The 15,855-nt window shown below is 67.0% G+C and carries 14 protein-coding genes; 10 read left to right on the top strand and 4 right to left on the bottom strand.

Annotation, left to right across the window (positions count from 1 at the left end; translation table 11 throughout):
- Window positions 1–66 precede the first annotated feature (66 nt).
- Together AC3A4T_RS23725 and AC3A4T_RS23720 are read left to right on the top strand one after the other, a co-directional pair.
- Window positions 67–1,695, top strand: coding sequence for a POT-type proton-dependent oligopeptide transporter (locus AC3A4T_RS23725; RefSeq protein WP_487677627.1), 1,629 nt, complete (start codon window positions 67–69; stop codon window positions 1,693–1,695).
- Between the two features lie 54 nt (window positions 1,696–1,749).
- Window positions 1,750–2,367 (top strand): rhomboid family intramembrane serine protease, encoded by a 618-nt coding sequence (locus AC3A4T_RS23720; RefSeq protein ID WP_487677626.1) that lies wholly within the window; start codon window positions 1,750–1,752, stop codon window positions 2,365–2,367.
- 116 nt (window positions 2,368–2,483) lie between these two features.
- Here AC3A4T_RS23720 and AC3A4T_RS23715 read toward each other — a convergent pair whose 3' ends face one another.
- Entirely contained in the window at window positions 2,484–2,675 is a 192-nt protein-coding gene (locus AC3A4T_RS23715; RefSeq protein WP_487677625.1) for a hypothetical protein, read from the bottom strand.
- Window positions 2,676–2,955: 280 nt separating this feature from the next.
- Here AC3A4T_RS23715 and AC3A4T_RS23710 point away from each other — a divergent pair, with 280 nt between their 5' ends.
- The 5 genes from AC3A4T_RS23710 (at window position 2,956) to cfa (ending at window position 8,992) form a co-directional block, all read left to right on the top strand.
- The gene (locus AC3A4T_RS23710) at window positions 2,956–4,761 is read left to right on the top strand and encodes a hypothetical protein (protein ID WP_487677624.1); all 1,806 of its coding nucleotides are present in this window, start codon (window positions 2,956–2,958) and stop codon (window positions 4,759–4,761) included.
- A 264-nt stretch (window positions 4,762–5,025) separates the two neighbouring features.
- Entirely contained in the window at window positions 5,026–5,301 is a 276-nt protein-coding gene (locus AC3A4T_RS23705) for a GNAT family N-acetyltransferase (RefSeq protein WP_487677623.1), read from the top strand.
- Between the two features lie 436 nt (window positions 5,302–5,737).
- Window positions 5,738–6,451, top strand: coding sequence for a pseudouridine synthase (locus AC3A4T_RS23700; RefSeq protein WP_036112674.1), 714 nt, complete (start codon window positions 5,738–5,740; stop codon window positions 6,449–6,451).
- A 131-nt stretch (window positions 6,452–6,582) separates the two neighbouring features.
- On the top strand, window positions 6,583–7,413 hold the full coding sequence (locus tag AC3A4T_RS23695) for a DUF3298 and DUF4163 domain-containing protein (RefSeq protein ID WP_487677622.1): 831 nt from the start codon (window positions 6,583–6,585) through the stop codon (window positions 7,411–7,413).
- Window positions 7,414–7,831: 418 nt separating this feature from the next.
- Complete coding sequence (gene cfa, locus AC3A4T_RS23690; protein ID WP_487677621.1) at window positions 7,832–8,992, top strand: cyclopropane fatty acyl phospholipid synthase; 1,161 nt, start codon at window positions 7,832–7,834, stop codon at window positions 8,990–8,992.
- Window positions 8,993–9,155: 163 nt separating this feature from the next.
- Here cfa and AC3A4T_RS23685 read toward each other — a convergent pair whose 3' ends face one another.
- Window positions 9,156–10,589: an amino acid permease gene (locus AC3A4T_RS23685; protein ID WP_487677620.1), complete on the bottom strand. Its 1,434-nt coding sequence runs from the start codon at window positions 10,587–10,589 to the stop codon at window positions 9,156–9,158.
- 144 nt (window positions 10,590–10,733) lie between these two features.
- On the opposite strand from AC3A4T_RS23685, the gene AC3A4T_RS23680 reads away from it, so the two are divergent.
- The 3 genes from AC3A4T_RS23680 to AC3A4T_RS23670 all read left to right on the top strand — a co-directional run bounded on the left by AC3A4T_RS23680 (window position 10,734) and on the right by AC3A4T_RS23670 (window position 13,876).
- Complete coding sequence (locus tag AC3A4T_RS23680) at window positions 10,734–11,807, top strand: hypothetical protein (protein WP_487677619.1); 1,074 nt, start codon at window positions 10,734–10,736, stop codon at window positions 11,805–11,807.
- 129 nt (window positions 11,808–11,936) lie between these two features.
- Entirely contained in the window at window positions 11,937–12,242 is a 306-nt protein-coding gene (locus AC3A4T_RS23675) for a hypothetical protein (protein WP_487677618.1), read from the top strand.
- A 323-nt stretch (window positions 12,243–12,565) separates the two neighbouring features.
- Complete coding sequence (locus AC3A4T_RS23670) at window positions 12,566–13,876, top strand: glycerophosphodiester phosphodiesterase family protein (protein ID WP_487677617.1); 1,311 nt, start codon at window positions 12,566–12,568, stop codon at window positions 13,874–13,876.
- A 338-nt stretch (window positions 13,877–14,214) separates the two neighbouring features.
- Here AC3A4T_RS23670 and AC3A4T_RS23665 read toward each other — a convergent pair whose 3' ends face one another.
- Together AC3A4T_RS23665 and AC3A4T_RS23660 are read right to left on the bottom strand one after the other, a co-directional pair.
- Window positions 14,215–15,078, bottom strand: coding sequence for an NAD-dependent protein deacetylase (locus AC3A4T_RS23665; protein ID WP_487677616.1), 864 nt, complete (start codon window positions 15,076–15,078; stop codon window positions 14,215–14,217).
- Window positions 15,079–15,191: 113 nt separating this feature from the next.
- Window positions 15,192–15,632: a hypothetical protein gene (locus AC3A4T_RS23660; protein ID WP_487677615.1), complete on the bottom strand. Its 441-nt coding sequence runs from the start codon at window positions 15,630–15,632 to the stop codon at window positions 15,192–15,194.
- Between the last annotated feature and the right edge of the window lie 223 nt (window positions 15,633–15,855).

Below are 15,855 nucleotides of genomic sequence, written 5' to 3'. Positions count from 1 at the left end.
GATGGCTCCAGGCCGCGCCCGTGACGACGCGCGCGACCGCCCCCGACCGACCGCCGAGGACCCTAGATGAGCCAAGCCGCCACCGCCACCGTCGATTCGCAGGGCCGCATGCCCCGCCAGATCGGTTTCATCATCGGCAACGAGGCGGCCGAACGCTTCAGTTTCTACGGCATGCGCAACATCCTGACCTCGTTCCTGGTCGGGACCTTGCTGCTGGCGTCCACCTCCGACCTGGCCGAGCGCGAGCACCTGGCCAAGGAGGTGTTCCACAGTTTCATGATCGGCACCTACTTCTTCCCGTTGCTCGGCGGCTGGCTGGCCGACCGCTATTTCGGCAAGTACAACACCGTCATCTGGTTCTCGCTGATCTACTGCGCCGGCCACGCTTGCCTGGCGCTGTTCGAGCACAACCAGACCGGTTTCTACACCGGATTATTTTTGATCGCGTTCGGCGCCGGCGGGATAAAACCGCTGGTGGTGTCGTTCTGCGGCGACCAGTTCGACCAGAGCAACAAGCACAAGGCCAAGCTGGTCTTCGATGCGTTCTACTGGACGATCAACTTCGGCTCGCTGTTCGCGTCCCTGCTGATGCCGATCTTCCTGCGCGAATACGGTCCCAGCGTCGCGTTCGGCATTCCCGGCGCGCTGATGTTCCTGGCCACCTTCATCTTCTGGCTGGGCCGCAATCGTTATGTGCGGGTGCCGCCGACCCGTTACGCGCCCGATCCGGATTCGTTCTTCAACGTCGCCCGCACCGCGCTGACCACCCAGGCGCCGGGGCAGGGCAATCCGGGCGTGATCGTGGCCGCGCTCGGCGTGGTGCTGGCGGTGGCGGCGCTGTCGCTGACCGTGCTGCCGGCGATGGGCTTCGTCAAAAGCGCCTGTCTGGCGCTGGGCCTGCTGATCGGTTTCGGCGGCTACGGCATCTCGCTGCAACTCGACCGCGCCCGCGGCAAGCACCCCGACGCCGCGGTCGACGGCGTGCGCGCGGTGCTGCGCATCCTGATCGTGTTCGCCTTCGTCACCCCGTTCTGGTCGTTGTTCGACCAGAAGGCGTCGACCTGGGTGCTGCAGGGCCAGAAGATGGTGGTGCCGACCGACCTGTGGTGGTGGCCGACCTGGCTGATCTCCGGCGAAGGCGGCGCGCGCGCGGCGGCCTCGCAGATGCAGGCGATCAATCCCTTGCTGGTGATGCTGCTGATCCCGTTCAACAACCTGCTGCTGTACCCGGCGCTGCGCCGGATCGGCCTGAACCCCACGCCGCTGCGGCGCATGGGCTTCGGCATCGTCATGGCCGGCCTGTCGTGGGTGATCGCCGCGGTGCTGCAGTTGTATATGGACGCCGGCCACCCCATGTCGCTGGCATGGCAGATCCTTCCCTATATCCTGCTGACCCTCGGCGAGGTTCTGGTGTCGGCGACCGCGCTGGAGTTCGCCTACAGCCAGGCGCCGCCGGCGATGAAGGGCGTGATCATGGCCATGTGGTACCTCACCAGCACCTTCGGCAACCTGTGGGTGATGCTGACCAACGCGGCGGTGCGCAACGAGACGGTGATCGGCCATATCGCCGCCACCGGCCTGAGCGAGAACGCGTTCCTGATGTTCTTCTTCGCCGGCTTCGCCTTCGTCGCCGCGGCGGCGTTCGGCCTGTACGCGCGCAGTTACCCGATGCAGGACCATTACCGCGCGGTCTGAATACCGCCGTCCACGCTTGATGCCCCGATCCGATAACAAGAGCCCGACCCGACCATGATCACCTATGTCCTGATCGCCGTGACCGTGCTGGTGTCGTGGCAGGCGTTCGAGAAACGTCGCCTGTACGAACGCCTGGTGCTGTGGCCCCCGGGCGTGGAGCGGCTGCGTCAGTACGACCGCCTGCTGACCCACGGGTTCGTGCATGCCGACTGGATGCATCTGCTGTTCAACATGATCACGCTGTATTTCTTCGGCCGCGCGGTCGAGAGCGTGTTCAGCCAGCTGGTCGGGCCGGTGGTGTTCGTCTTCTTCTACCTGTCGGCGATCGTGGTCGCGATCCTGCCCAGCTATCTGCGCCACCGCAAGGACAGCGGCTACGTCAGCCTGGGCGCGTCCGGCGCGGTCTCGGCGGTGCTGTTCGCGTTCGTACTGGTGTCGCCGTGGAGCTGGATCATCGTGTTCGTGATCCCGGTGCCGGCGGTGGTCTACGCGATCGCCTACGTCGCCTATTCGTACTGGATGGACAAGCGCGGCGGCGACAACATCAACCACAGCGCGCATCTGTCCGGCGCGATCTACGGGCTGCTGTTCATGCTGCTGATGGAGCCGCGCATGGGGCTGTTGTTCCTGCAGAAGCTGGCCAGTCCGAGCCTGCCGAGCTTCTTCGGCTGAGGCCTGCGGTCACGGCCGCCGCGCCGGGTGATGTCTTGAATGCGAAAACGGCGGCCATGGGCCGCCGTTTTTCGTGCTGCGCGCTGTCGCGGCGCATGCGGGCCGGTTCGAGCGGCTCAGGCCGCCATCGAGTGCTCGGGGAGCGGTTCGCTTTCGCCGTAGGCGGCGGCGAGGCCGGCCTGGATCTCGGCGTCGAGTTCGCGCAGTTCGCTGCCATCGGTGTCGCCGTTGCGGGCGATGTCGTAAAGACGGGCGATCACCGCCTGGGAATGGACGTTGTCGCTGTATTGGTCGATGTGGCGAGCCATCTGGAATCCCCTTCTCTGTTTCCATGTGGACTTACTCACAGTTCTACGCATCTTTCATGCCAGCCGTTTCGGCGGTTTTCGAGGGGCCGAAGTGACGCACGGCGTCAACAGCGGTCGGCCAGGATCAGGCGCGTGACGCGATGCGGCGACTCTCACCGTCGCTCACCCGCCATGAAGGTGATGCGTGCTAACACGACACTGCGTACGCACGCAGGCTGATGTGTTGATGGGGGCAGCCGCTATCATTCGCGCATTCGTAAGACTCGATGAGGAGTGAAGTATGGCGACCAAGAAAACCGGCAAGTCAGTAGCCAAGTCAGTAAGCAAATCCGCGGCATCCACGAGCAAGCGCGCCACGGTCGGCAAGACCGCGCGCAGCGCCGCCGGCAAGGCCGCGAGCAAGAAGACCGTGGCGAAGGCCGCGGGCAAGAAAGCCGTGACCAAGAAGGCCGTGGCGAAGAAAGCCGCGAGCAAGCCGGCGCTCAAGAAGGCCGTCGCCAAGGCGGTCGGCAAGAAGGCCGCGAGCAAGAAAATCACCGCTAAAAAGGCCGTGGCGAAGCAGGCGCCGGGTAAGAAATCCGTCGTCGGCAAGGCCGCGGCCAGCAAGAAGACCGCGCCCAAGAAGGTTGTGGGCAAGAAGGTCGTAGCCAAGAAGGTCGTCGCCAAGAAGGCCGCGCAGGGCAAGAAGGGGATCGGCAAGACAGTCGCTTCGAGCAAGGCCGCCGCCAAGAAGGTGGTCGCCAAGAAGCCCGCATCGAAAAAGATCGCGGTGAAAAAGGCCGCGCCGAGCAAGGCGACCGCGAAGAAAGTCGCGCCGCACAAGGCCAGCGGCGGTAAGGCCGCGAACAAGCTCGTCAGCAAGCCGATCGCAAGCAAGAAGCCGGTGAGCAAGCAGATCGCGCCGCAGAAGACGGTTCGCGCCGCGAAGCCTGTCGTCGCTGGCAAGTCCGCAGCGAAGCCGATGCTCGCCAAGCAGGCGGCTGACACGCGCGCCTCGGCCAAGCCCGCGGCGGCCAAGAAGTCTGCTGCGCCGGTAAGCAAGCCGGCGGCTTCGAAGCAGGCGGTGTCCAAGCAGCCCGCGTCCAAGCCTGTCGTCGCCAAGCAAGCCGCGCCGAAACAAACCGAGTCGAAACAAACCGCAACGAAGCCTGCGGGCAAGCCGGCGGCAACCCCGGCCGCGGCGAAGCCGCAGACGGCGAGCGCGCCCAAGCCGGCCGCGCCGTCCAAGCCGCAACGCGCGAGTGCGCCGGCCGCCGAGTCCGCGCCGAAAGCCGCGACGCCGGCCATCGCTGCGCCCAAGTCCGAGTCGACCTCCGAATCGACGTCCAAGCCGAAGGCCGCGCCCAAGAGCGCAGCCTCCAAGCCGGAGGCCGCTACCGTGACCGCGGCGCCGGACGCTCAAGCGCCGGTCGAGGCGAAGGCGCCGGTCGCGGCGAAGCCCAAGGCCGAACGCAAGCCCAAGGCCAAGCCCGCGCCCGCGCCGAGCGCGGAAGCGCCGTCGACCGTGCCGGCCGGTTCGCTGGTCGCCGCCGCATCGGCCGGCGAAGCCGCCGCGCCCGCGTTGCAATCCGAACGTCACCAGGGCCGCGTCAGCCAGTCGACCGGCGCCGCCGGCAGCGTCGCCGCGCAGGGCGCCGCTGAAACCGCGGTCGAGGCCGAGACTGCGGCGTCCGAGCGCGACACCGCCACGCCGCCGCGCGAAGACGAAGCCGCCAGCGACGCCGCCGACGAGGCCGTGCCGGCCGCGTCGAGCGACGATTCCGACGATGAAGATTCCGGCGAAGGCGATGCAGGCGAAGGCGACGCAGGCCGGAGCGAGCGCGAGGGCCACATCAGCCCCGAGCAGGCGCTGGAAAACACCCGTCGCCTGCTCGAAGCCAAGCAGGAACAGGCGCGCACGCCGCAGCCCTGGCAGCAGCTCGACGGCGGCCATGGCGGTCACGTCCCGCAGCCCGGTCCGCAGTCCGATAGCGCCGCGCAGAAGGCCGGCGAGCTGCATGCCGCCGAGAGCCGGATGGACGCGATCCAGGGTTCCAACAGCACTCAGGACCGTCACAACCAGGGCAAGCGCGACAATCGCGGGTAAGCCGTGCGGCCGGGATCGTCGCCTCGCGGCGATCCCGGCGACTGCGGCTTTCGCCATGGCGAAGCCCGATGCCCGCGGGCTTCGCAGTCTCTGGCGCGATACCCGGTACATGCTGGTTTCGCCGCCTTTGTAGCGATGCCCGATGGCGCGATGCCCGCGGGCGTCGCGGCCTCACGGCGACGCGACACGCATGCGGACTTCGCCGCCCGCGATCAGCCCGACATCCGCGCGTTTCGCCGTTTCCTTACCGCACAGGACCGTCCGATGACCGCTTCCGTACAACACGAATCCCGGCAACAGCGCTTCACCGTCCTCGTCGACGGCGTGCAGGCCCTGCTCGAATACCAGATCCGCGACGACCAACTCGTCATCACCCACACCGGCGTGCCCGAGGCGATCGGCGGCCGCGGGATCGCCAGCGACCTGGTCAAGGCCGCGTTCGAATACGCGCGCGGCAACGGCTACAAGGTGCGTCCGGCCTGCTCGTACGCCGCCGCCTGGGCCGAGCGGCATCCGGAGTATTCGCAGCTGTTGGCGTAGAGCTTCGGCTCGGCGGGGCTGTCTTGGAGACGCGTTCTGCGAACGTCGCTGATCCGGGCTCTTCCATCTGAAAATTGCGGCGCTTGATCTGGCCGCGCCCAAGCGCGGTAACCGTCGCCCACTTTGAAAAAGGGGGCGAGCGCCCGATGGCAATCGAGGTTGCGCAGTGCCTCAGCGCGGGGGATTTGCTTTAGGCGCATTGCGCCGCGACCCGAAGCTAAGAGCAAATCCCCCCTGGCCCCCTTTTTCAAAGGGTGAATGCTTCGGGTCAGGGCGTCGCGAGCGGGCAGGGCGGTGCCCGCGGCCACGGCGTTTGCTGAATCGGACAACGCCCCGACGCCTCGGCGCAAGCCGCCGCGCTCGCCAATCCGCGGCGTCTGTGCCAGCCTACGCGCCCCTCGCCACCCGCCAGCCGGTTTTCCGGCATGCTTGCCTCATGCGTCTGAACAAACACATCAGCGACACCGGTTTCTGCTCGCGCCGCGAGGCCGACGGGCTGATCGCCGAAGGCCGGGTCACCGTCAACGGCATCCGCGGCCGGGTCGGCAGTGAGGTCGGCGAGGGCGACGAGGTCCGCATCGACGGCGAGATCGTGCGCGCCCGCGTCGCGGTCAAGGGCAAGCGCCAGCATGTCTACATCGCCCTGAACAAGCCGGTCGGCGTGGTCTGCACCACCGAGTCCGGGGTCAAGGACAACATCGTCGATTTCGTCGGCCACGACCGCCGCATCTTCCCGATCGGCCGCCTCGACAAGGACTCCGAGGGCCTGATCCTGCTGACCAGCAACGGCGACATCGTCAACGAGATCCTGCGCGCCGAGAACAAGCTGGAAAAGGAATACCTGGTCGCGGTGAACCACGAGGTCACCCCCGAATTCCTGCGCGGCATGGCCCGCGGCGTGCCGATCCACGGCCAGACCACCTTGCCGTGCAAGACCGGCAAGCTCGGCCGCTTCGGTTTCCGGATCGTGCTGGTGCAGGGCCTCAACCGGCAGATCCGGCTGATGGCCTCGCACTTCGGTTTCCGGGTCAAGCAGCTGCTGCGCGCGCGCATCGGCAACGTCAAGCTCGGCCACCTCAAGCCCGGCCAGTGGCGCAATCTGACCGATCCGGAACTGCAGGGGCTGCTGCCGCACCGCACCGAGTGGTGAACCGGCACACAACCGGCGCGCGCCTGCGTTTGAACTGATCGAATTCGCTCGGCGATCTAGATGTCGGCGTCACGCTTTGCGCGATAATGTCGCGCGAAACATCCATGGACGTCAGTCAAAAGGATTGCTGCATGAAGCGCGTCACCGCCGTCTGTCTGCTTGCCCTGGCCCTGGCGGCCTGCAAGAAGGAAGCCACGCCGCCGCCGGCCGCCAACGCGCCGGCCAACCCCGCGACGACGCTGCCGGCGCCGGTCGCGACCGACGACGGCGCGGTCGAGCTCAAGGAAGTGGTCGAGACCACGCCCAATTACGTGGTCGGCATCACCTACGACACCCAGGCGGCCAAATACCCGGGCCTGGCGCGCGAGCTCAAGCGCTTCGCCGACGGCGCGCGCGCCGAACTGGTCGAATCGGCCGGCGGGCGCACCGCCAAGGAAAACCCCTCGCCGTACGAACTGTCGCTGACGTTCAACGACGTGCTCGATTCGCCCGAGATGGTCGCGGTGTCCGCCGACGGCAGCAGCTACACGGGTGGCGCCCATGCCGCGCCGCTGATCGCGCGCTTCGTCTGGCTGCCCAAGCAGAATAAGCTGCTCAAGGCTAACGAACTGGTCCCGCAGAAGGCCGGTTGGGACGCGATCTCGCGCTATGTGCGCGAACAACTGCATTCGGCGTTGTCGCAGCGCATCGACGCCGACGATCCGGAGCCTGCGGTGCGCGCCGAGCAGATGGAGACCGGCGCGCGCATGATCGACGACGGCACCGGCGCCGACGCGGCCAACTTCGCCATGTTCGAGCCGATCAAGGCCGCCGACGGCAAGCTCAGCGGCTTGAAGTTCGTGTTCGCGCCGTACGAAGTCGGGCCGTACTCGGACGGCACCCAGATGGTCGAAGTGCCGGCGGCGGTGCTGCTGCCGCATGTGGCGCCGGAGTATCGGGCCTTGTTCGTCGGCGGGGTTTGAGCGGCCCTCACCCCGGCCCTCTCCCGTGAACGGGAGAGGGAGAGCCGCCATGGCCTCCCTGCAGGAGCGGCGTCCTACTGGATTTCCTTCGGTCACGAGCCGCGACCGCGACACTTCATCCACCGCGACACCGCCATCGGTCTCGAACCGGCTCAGACACCAGCCCCGTACCGACGCTGCGCAACACGCCTCCCACGCAACTCAGCGTTCAGCCCAAACAGCGCGATCCGGCACATCGCGCGCCACCCGGTTTGCTATCGTGCCGGCAAGCGCGGTGCAGCCGCGCGATCCGGGCGAACCGCCCGACAAACCGTCTCAGGATGAGCGCCGGCGCGCCGCGCGATGTCACCCAAGCCGCTTCACGCAAGCCGCCGCGGAGCGTTGACCCACCGAGCCCACTACGCCGAACGAGGCCGTGATGTCCGTTGCGTCGCTGCGTAAACGAGTCGAAGGCTTGCTGGCGCTGGCCGATGTGCGCATCGGCGGCGACCGGCCATGGGATATCCAGGTCGAAGACGAGGAGTTCTATGCGCGGGTGATCGCGCAGGGCTCGCTCGGCCTGGGCGAAACCTATATGGACGGCAGCTGGCATGCGGCCTCGCTCGACGGGATGCTGGTGCGGCTGCTGCGCGCCCACGTCGACGAGCAGGTGCACGGCTGGGCCGCGATCCTCGACGGCCTGCGCGCGCACCTGATCAATCTGCAGAGCCATCGCCGCAGCTTCACCGTCGGCGAGCGCCATTACGATCTCGGCAACGATCTCTATCGGGCCATGCTCGGCAAGCGCCTGGTCTACAGCTGCGGCTATTGGCGCGACCGCGACGGCCGGCCGTTGCCGGACCTGGACTCGGCCCAGGAAACCAAGCTCGACCTGGTCTGCCGCAAGCTAGGCCTGAAGCCCGGCATGCGCGTGCTCGACATCGGCAGCGGCTGGGGCGAGGCCTTGAAGTTCGCCGCCGAGCGTTACGGCATCGTCGGCGTCGGCGTGACCGTGTCGCGCGAACAGGCCGAGTTCGCCCGCGAGCTGTGCCAGGGCCTGCCGATCGAATTCCGCCTGCAGGATTACCGCGACCTCACCGGCCACCACGCCGACGAACGCTTCGACCGGATCTTTTCGCTCGGCATGTTCGAGCACGTCGGCTACAAGAACTACGCGACCTATTTCGACGTCGCCCTGCGCTGCCTGGACCGCGACAGCGACGACGGCGGCCTGTTCCTGCTGCACACCATCGGCGGCAATAAATCGGTGACCCACACCGACCCGTGGATCGCCAAATACATCTTCCCCAATTCGATGCTGCCGTCGGCCCAGCAGATCGCCGAGCAGGTCGAAGGCCGCTTCGTGATCGAGGACTGGCATAACTTCAGCACCGACTACGACCTGACCCTGCAGGCCTGGCGCGACAACGTCGAAGCGGCCTGGAGCCACCTGGATGCGCGGTACGACGAACGCTTCCGGCGCATGTGGCGGTTCTACCTGGCCGCGTCGATGGCGACGTTCCGCAGCCGCCATGCGCAGCTATGGCAGGTGGTGCTGTCGCCCGAGGGCGTGCCGGGTGGGTATGTCGCGCCGCGCTGAGACGCGCGACGGAAAACGAGTGCAGAGAAGTGAGGAACGAGTAAAGGCATGCGTCTTACTCGTTCCTGGCCTCGCGTTTCGGCGGGAGCAAGCGAAGAGGAGTGAGAAACGAGTAAAAGCGCTTTTACTCACTACTCACTCCTCTCCACTCACTCCTGCTCAATCACTCCTGCGCCAGCTTCGAATGGCGAATGCCATAACCGAAATACACCAGCAGCCCCAGGCTCAGCCAGATCAGGAAGATCAGCCAAGTGATCGCCGCGAGTTCGGACAGCAGCCAGATCGAGAAGCCGATGCCGATGATCGGGATCAGCGGCACCAGCGGGGTGCGGAACGAACGGAACAGGTCCGGCTTGCGCACGCGCAGCACCCACACCGACGCGCAGATGACGATGAAGGCCGACAGCACGCCGATGTTGACCAGCTTGGCGACCTCGCCGATCGGCAGGAAGCCGGCGACCAGCGCGGTGAACACGCCCAGCACGATGGTCGGGCGGTGCGGAGTGCCGTACTTCGGATGAATCTTGGCGAACCAGACCGGCAGCAGGCCGTCGCGCGACAGCGAGAACCAGATACGCGCCGCGCCCAGCATGAAGGCGAACAACACGCTGGCGATGCCGATCACCGCCGAGAACGCGATCGCCTTGGCGACCCACGGCAGGCCGAGCGCGGCGAAGGCGTCCGACACCGGCGCGTCGCCGCCGAGGGTGGAGTAGTGGGCGATGCCGGTCAGCACCAGCGACACCGCCAGGTACAGCGCCATCGACACGCCCAGCGACAGCAGCACCGCGCGCGGCAGATCGCGTTGCGGGTTCCTGGACTCCTCGGCCGCGGTGGTCAGGGTGTCGTAGCCGAACACCGCGAAGAACACCACCGCCGCGGCGGTGCCGACGCCGGCGAAGCCGAAGTGGCCCACGCCGTTCGCATCGATCACGCGCTCGGGAATGAACGGCGTCCAGTTGGCGGTGTTGATGTAGAACACGCCCACGCCGATCACCAGCAGCACCGCGAGGATCTTGATCGCCACGATGATGGTGTTGAAGCGCGCGCCCCACTCGGTGCGGAACACCAGCAGCGCTGAGACCGCCAGAGTCACGCCGGCGGCGATCACGTTGAACACGCGGCCTTCGCCGGTGCCGATCGCGCCTTGCGCCCACACCGGCAGATGGATGCCGACGCCTTCGAGCAGGACCTGCACATAGCCCGACCAGCCGATCGCCACCACCGCGACGATCAAGGCGTATTCCAGTAACAGATCCCAGCCGATCAGCCAGGCCGCGAGCTCGCCCAGGGTCGCGTAGCTGTAGGTGTAGGCGCTGCCGGTGACCGGGATCATCCCGGCGAACTCGGCGTAGCACAGCGCCGCGGCGGCGCTGGCGATGCCGGCGATCAGGAACGCCAGCGCGACCGCCGGACCGGCGTTCTCCGCGGCCTGCTGGCCGGCGAGCACGAACACGCCCACGCCGATGATGCCGCCGATGCCGATCGCGGTGAGCTGCCACAGCCCCAGCACGCGGCGGAAGTCCGAGCGCTTGCCGGCCTCCGCCTGCAATTGTTCAACCGATTTGTGCCGCAGGATCTTCGCGACCAGGCTCATCGAATGCTCTCCCCGAGTGACGCCGCATCATAGCCGCTGCCGGGCCGGACGGTGGCGCATGGTCCGCGGGTCGCGTGGCTCACAGTTTCGCGGTCGGTTCGTTTGTGTAGCTCGCAAGTCCAATCAACATGACAGGAGCGAGTAATGAACGAGAAGTGGAACCGATCTTTTTCCGAACTGATCCGGCGCAGCCGCCCGGCCTATTGGGGCAATTGGGCGCTCAACGCGCAGGTTCAGCCCGGCGCGATCGGCATCGTCGACCCGAACTCGGGCGACTTCCGCCTGGTGGCCGAGAGCTTGCCGAACCTCAAGGTCAAGCGCCTGCCGGTGTCCAACTCCTGGCAGCTGCTGTCGGAAAACGTCTCGCGCACCGAGGCCAAGGCCGACATCAGCGGTGAAGTCACCGATCCCGAAACCGGCGTCAAGGGCGAGGCCGGGGTCGAGGTCAGCTGGTCGATGTCGCAGGTCGGTTCGATCGCGTCGGAATTCTCCTTGCGCGAAGAGGCCTATCTGGAAGAGCTGACCCAGGTCGAGAAGAACCAGGCCTGGCTGGCCCAGCAGGCGGCCGGCGTGGGCTTCGGCGGCAACGGCGAGATCGCCCAGGGCTTCGGCGTGATCACCGGCGTGCTGTACGCCAACAGCGGCCTCAACGTGGGTTCGCAGTCGAAGGACTCGGCGTTCGCGATCGCCGGCCGCGCCAGCGCGGTGCATGAAATGCTCGGCGGCGCGACCGCCAAGGGCTCGTTCACGTCGGTGCGCAAGGCCAAGAGCATCGACAAGCACCTGTGGCCGGATCACGCCAACACGGTGGCGTCGGGGCCGGTGCCGATCGCGTACACCTTCGCTTCGTTCGAAGGCAAGCTGCTGATCCCGAACTGGGTCAGCAAGATCGGCGGGTTCGAGATCTTCTTCAACAGCAAGGTCGGCACCACCTACATCGTCGCGGTCGACCTGAGCTACAAGGTCGGCGACAAGACCCACAGCGAATCGTTCGACATCAGCGGCGGCCTGTCGCGCACGGTCGGCAACATTCCGTTGAACGCGACCGACATCAAGGTCAGGGCGCGTTTCAAGGCCTGGAACAGCGACATCTACGAACGCAGCTGGGCGCGTCCGCTGGGCCAGTGGCTGACCGGACAACGCCACATCGACCTGTCTGGCGCGTGGCCGGCCGCGACGCATTTCTCGGTGCGCGAAGAGCCGCAGGGCGGCGGCTGATACCACGTCAGCCACGCACGGCCCCGGCGCGCGATGCGCCGGATCAACAACGGAAGGTCCCGGCGCGATGCGTCGGATCAACAACGGATGGCCCCGGCGCGGCGCGCCGGGGCTGGGGAGTCGAAGCTCATGCCGTACGAATACGTAACCAGTTTCAACCCGAAGAAGCTGCAGAAAATGCAGGACCCCGAGGCCACCGCGGCGGTGCTGCAGGAAATCGAGACCCTGGCCGGTCAGACCGTGCCGGTGAAGGGCGATCAGATCAATCAGTGGCTGGGCCTGCTCGCGCAAAGCGAAATCATGGCGCAGAAGTGGAAAGGCGGCGGCAACCTGATCGAGGTTTATCCCAGCGGCAAGAAGAACGAGGACCGGATCATGATGTCGGTGTCCAACGGCGTGGTGGACATCCAGGACGTCGGCATCAGCCGGCACTGATCGGTTCGAGTCAGGAGCGATCAGTGTGCTTGCGTCGGGTGCGCCGCCAAGCGGCTCCCTGTACGTCCAAGCGGAGCGACGCTCCCTCACGATCGCCAAGATGGGCTCCCCTCTTTGTAAAAGAGGGGTTGGGGGAGATTCGCTTTTCGGCTGAGGTCAGTCTTCCGGCAACCTCCGCGCACCCATGAACCCGCACCGAAACCATCGCAGCGAAGCCGCACCCGGCCGAGCCACCGATGCACCGATTGTCATCCAACGCGCCCAGACTGGACGCGCGGCGCTGTCGCCGCGCGTCCTTCGCCTGTCCGAGTTAGGATTCCCGCATGTCGCTTTCCCATGCACCGCGCCGGGCCCTGGCCGCGTTGGCGCTGTTGACCGCCAGCTTGGCCGCCGTCGCCCTCGACCGGACCCCCGCCATGACCGACGCCTCGCCGTCCGCCGCCGCGCTCGGCCAGCACGGATTGATCGTGATCGCCCATCGCGGCGCCAGCGGCTATCGGCCCGAACACACCCTGGAGGCCTACCGCCTCGCGATCCAGATGGGCGCCGACTTCATCGAACCCGACCTGGTCGCCACCCGCGACGGCGAACTGGTCGTGCGGCACGAGAACGAAATCTCCGGCACCACCAACGTTGCCGATCACCCCGAATTCGCCGCGCGCAAGACCACCAAGCTCATCGACGGCGAAAGCCTGACCGGCTGGTTCACCGAGGACTTCACCCTCGCCGAACTCAAGACCTTGCGCGCCAAGGAACGCATCGCCCAGATCCGCCCCGGCAATACCCGCTTCGACGGGCAGTTCCAGATCGCCACGTTCAAGGAAGTGATCGCGCTGGCGCGGCAGGAAAGCCGCGACGGCCGCACCATCGGCATTTACCCGGAAACCAAGCACCCGACTTGGTTCGCCAGCGAAGGCAAGCACCTCGACGGCACGCCCATCGGGATCTCGCTCGGCGAGAAGCTGGTGGCGACGCTGGTCAGCGAAGGCTTCACCGATCCGCGGCGCGTGTACATCCAGAGTTTCGAAGTCGCCAACCTGATCGAACTCAAGCAACGCATCCTGCCCAAGGCCGGCATCGACCTGCCGCTGGTGCAGTTGTACGGCGATTTCCAGCGTGATCGGCCGTACGACTTCGTCTACAACGCAGGCCGGCATGCCGATCTGAAGGCGATCTACGGTGGTTTGATCCAGGCGATTCCGGGCGACATCGACGACAAGACGCCGTTCGCGGCGCTGACCGAAGCCGATGCGCTGGCGTGGATGAAGCAGCATTACGTGTCGGGCCTGGGCCCGTCGACCGCGAGCCTGATTCCGCGCGTGGCGCTGCCGGCCAAGCGCGACGCCGACGGCGACGGCCGCGCGCTGCTGAGCACGCGTAACACCGGTTTCATCCATCCCGTGCTCGGCCGCGCGCTGGCGCTGGGATTGCAGGTTCATCCCTACACCGTGCGCGCCGAAGAGCCGTTCCTGACCCAGACCGCGAACGGCGTCGACCAGAGCGCGCTGGCGCAGGCCTTGCAGCTGTATGGCCTGGGCGTGCAGGGATTCTTCATCGACCAGCCCGATATCGGCGTCGAGGCGCGCAAATTGTTTCTGCAGCAGAACCGGATCGTCGCACCGGCGGCGCATTGATCGCGGCGTGAGGGTCACGCCTCGGCGCGGACCACGCGGCTTTGGATGCATGAGTAACGGCGCAAGCCACGTCGGCCCCCTGTAGGAGCGGCGTAAGCCGCGACCGCGCATCCAACAGGCGCCGCGAAGGTGTGGGCACGCGGTCGCGGCTCACGCCGCTCCTACAGTCGGCTGACGTGGCCACGCGGCTTTGGATACATGAGCAACGGCGCAAGCCACGTCGGCCCCCTGTAGGAGCGGCGTAAGCCGCGATCGCGCATCCAACAGGCGCCGCGAAGGTGTGAGTACGCGGTCGCGGCTCACGCCGCTCCTACAGTCGGCTGACGTCGCTATGCGACTCAGCCCAGCGCTGCTTCCAAGGTCGCGCCGCAATCGGCCTGCAGCTTCAAGGTGGCGATATCGTCGGCGCGGGTGACGCCGCGGTTGAGCAGGGCCAGCGGCAGGCCGGCCTCGCGCGCGGCGCGGGCGAAGCGGAAGCCCGAATAGACCATCAGCGAGGAACCGACCACCAGCATCGCATCGGCCTCGGCCAGGGCCTGTTGCGCCGCGGCGACGCGGGCGCGCGGTACGTTCTCGCCGAAGAACACCACATCGGGCTTGAGCAGGCCGCCGCAGTGTTCGCACACCGGCGTGGCGAAGCGTTCGAACGCCAGGCCTTCCAGATCGGCGTCGCCGTCGGGCAGCGCGGCGGCGCCCAGATCGCGCCAGTCGGGATTGCGCTGCGCCAGTTCCGCCTGCAAGGACTCGCGCGCGCGCCGCGCGCCGCAGTCCAGGCAGACCACTTCGTCGAGCCGCCCGTGCAGATCGACCACATCGCGGCTGCCGGCGCGCGCGTGCAGGCCGTCGACGTTCTGGGTCACCAGGGTGTGGGCGTCGTCGCGTTGCTGCCAGCGCGCGAGCGCGGTGTGTCCGCGGTTGGGCTGGGCACGCGAGAACCCGGGCCAGCCGACGAAACTGCGCGCCCAATAGCGGGCGCGGGCGCGCGCATCGCCGACGAAGGCGCGAAAATCGATCGGCGGCTTGCGCTGCCAGGCGCCGTTTTCGTCGCGGTAATGCGGAATGCCCGAATCGGTGCTGATGCCGGCGCCGGTCAGCACGAACACGCGCCGATGCGGACGCAACCACTCGCGCAGCGCCTGCGCCGCGGCATGCGCATCGGTGGCGGGATCGGCGGGGGCGGCGGAAGGATCGATCGGGCTCATGCGTGCGCGGCCGGTGGGGTTCGACTGGGACTGTCGACGATATGGTGGCTTGAACGGGACGAGCCAAGGGGCGCCTGGTTGGCGCTGCGCAAGCCGACTCAAAGCCGCATGCATCAAATATCGATCGGCCGAACCCGCTTGACCGGCCCCCACGCCTGCATTTCCTCCTGCGAACAACCTTCGTAGTACTCGGCGAACAGGCTCTCGCAATCGTCGCCCAGAAACGCCGCGCCCTCGCTCCACACGACGCACCAGAACGGCGCCCGGGTCGGCCCATGGCGGGTGCCGTCGCAGATCGTCGAGCAGGTCAGCGCGATCGACAGGTCGCGCGCGATCAGCAGGCCCAGTTCGTAGGCATCGCAGTCCTTGAGGATGATCGTGTCGACGATGAACGCGAATTCGCTGGGGTGGGTTCGTACTTCGATCACGATATCGCCCGCGCGCGATTGCTCGCTGAGCGCGCTGTCCCAACACAGCCGTGCCCACGGCGCATGCCGCGCGAACACGGTTTCGATCGTTGTCCGGTCGGGCGGTCGGGTCGATCCGATCCACATGGCGATGACTCGCGGCGATGTCGCTGCATGCGACGAACCGCAAGATTACGGCACACGCGCCGGGCCGCGCGGGCGCGGTCGGCGCAAACAAGAAGGCCGCCCGGATCGCTCCGGGCGGCCTGGCGACCGCGAAGGGGTGTTCGCGGATCGCCGGGGGAAGGTCGAGCACCGGACACGCGCGCGAGGCGTGGGCCGGGCTCACCGGATTGCATCGCTTACTTAA

Source organism: Lysobacter sp. Soil_N_51 (assembly GCF_057655755.1).
Note: the sequence above shows the minus strand (reverse complement) of the source record. Positions and strands in the feature narration are given on the sequence as shown.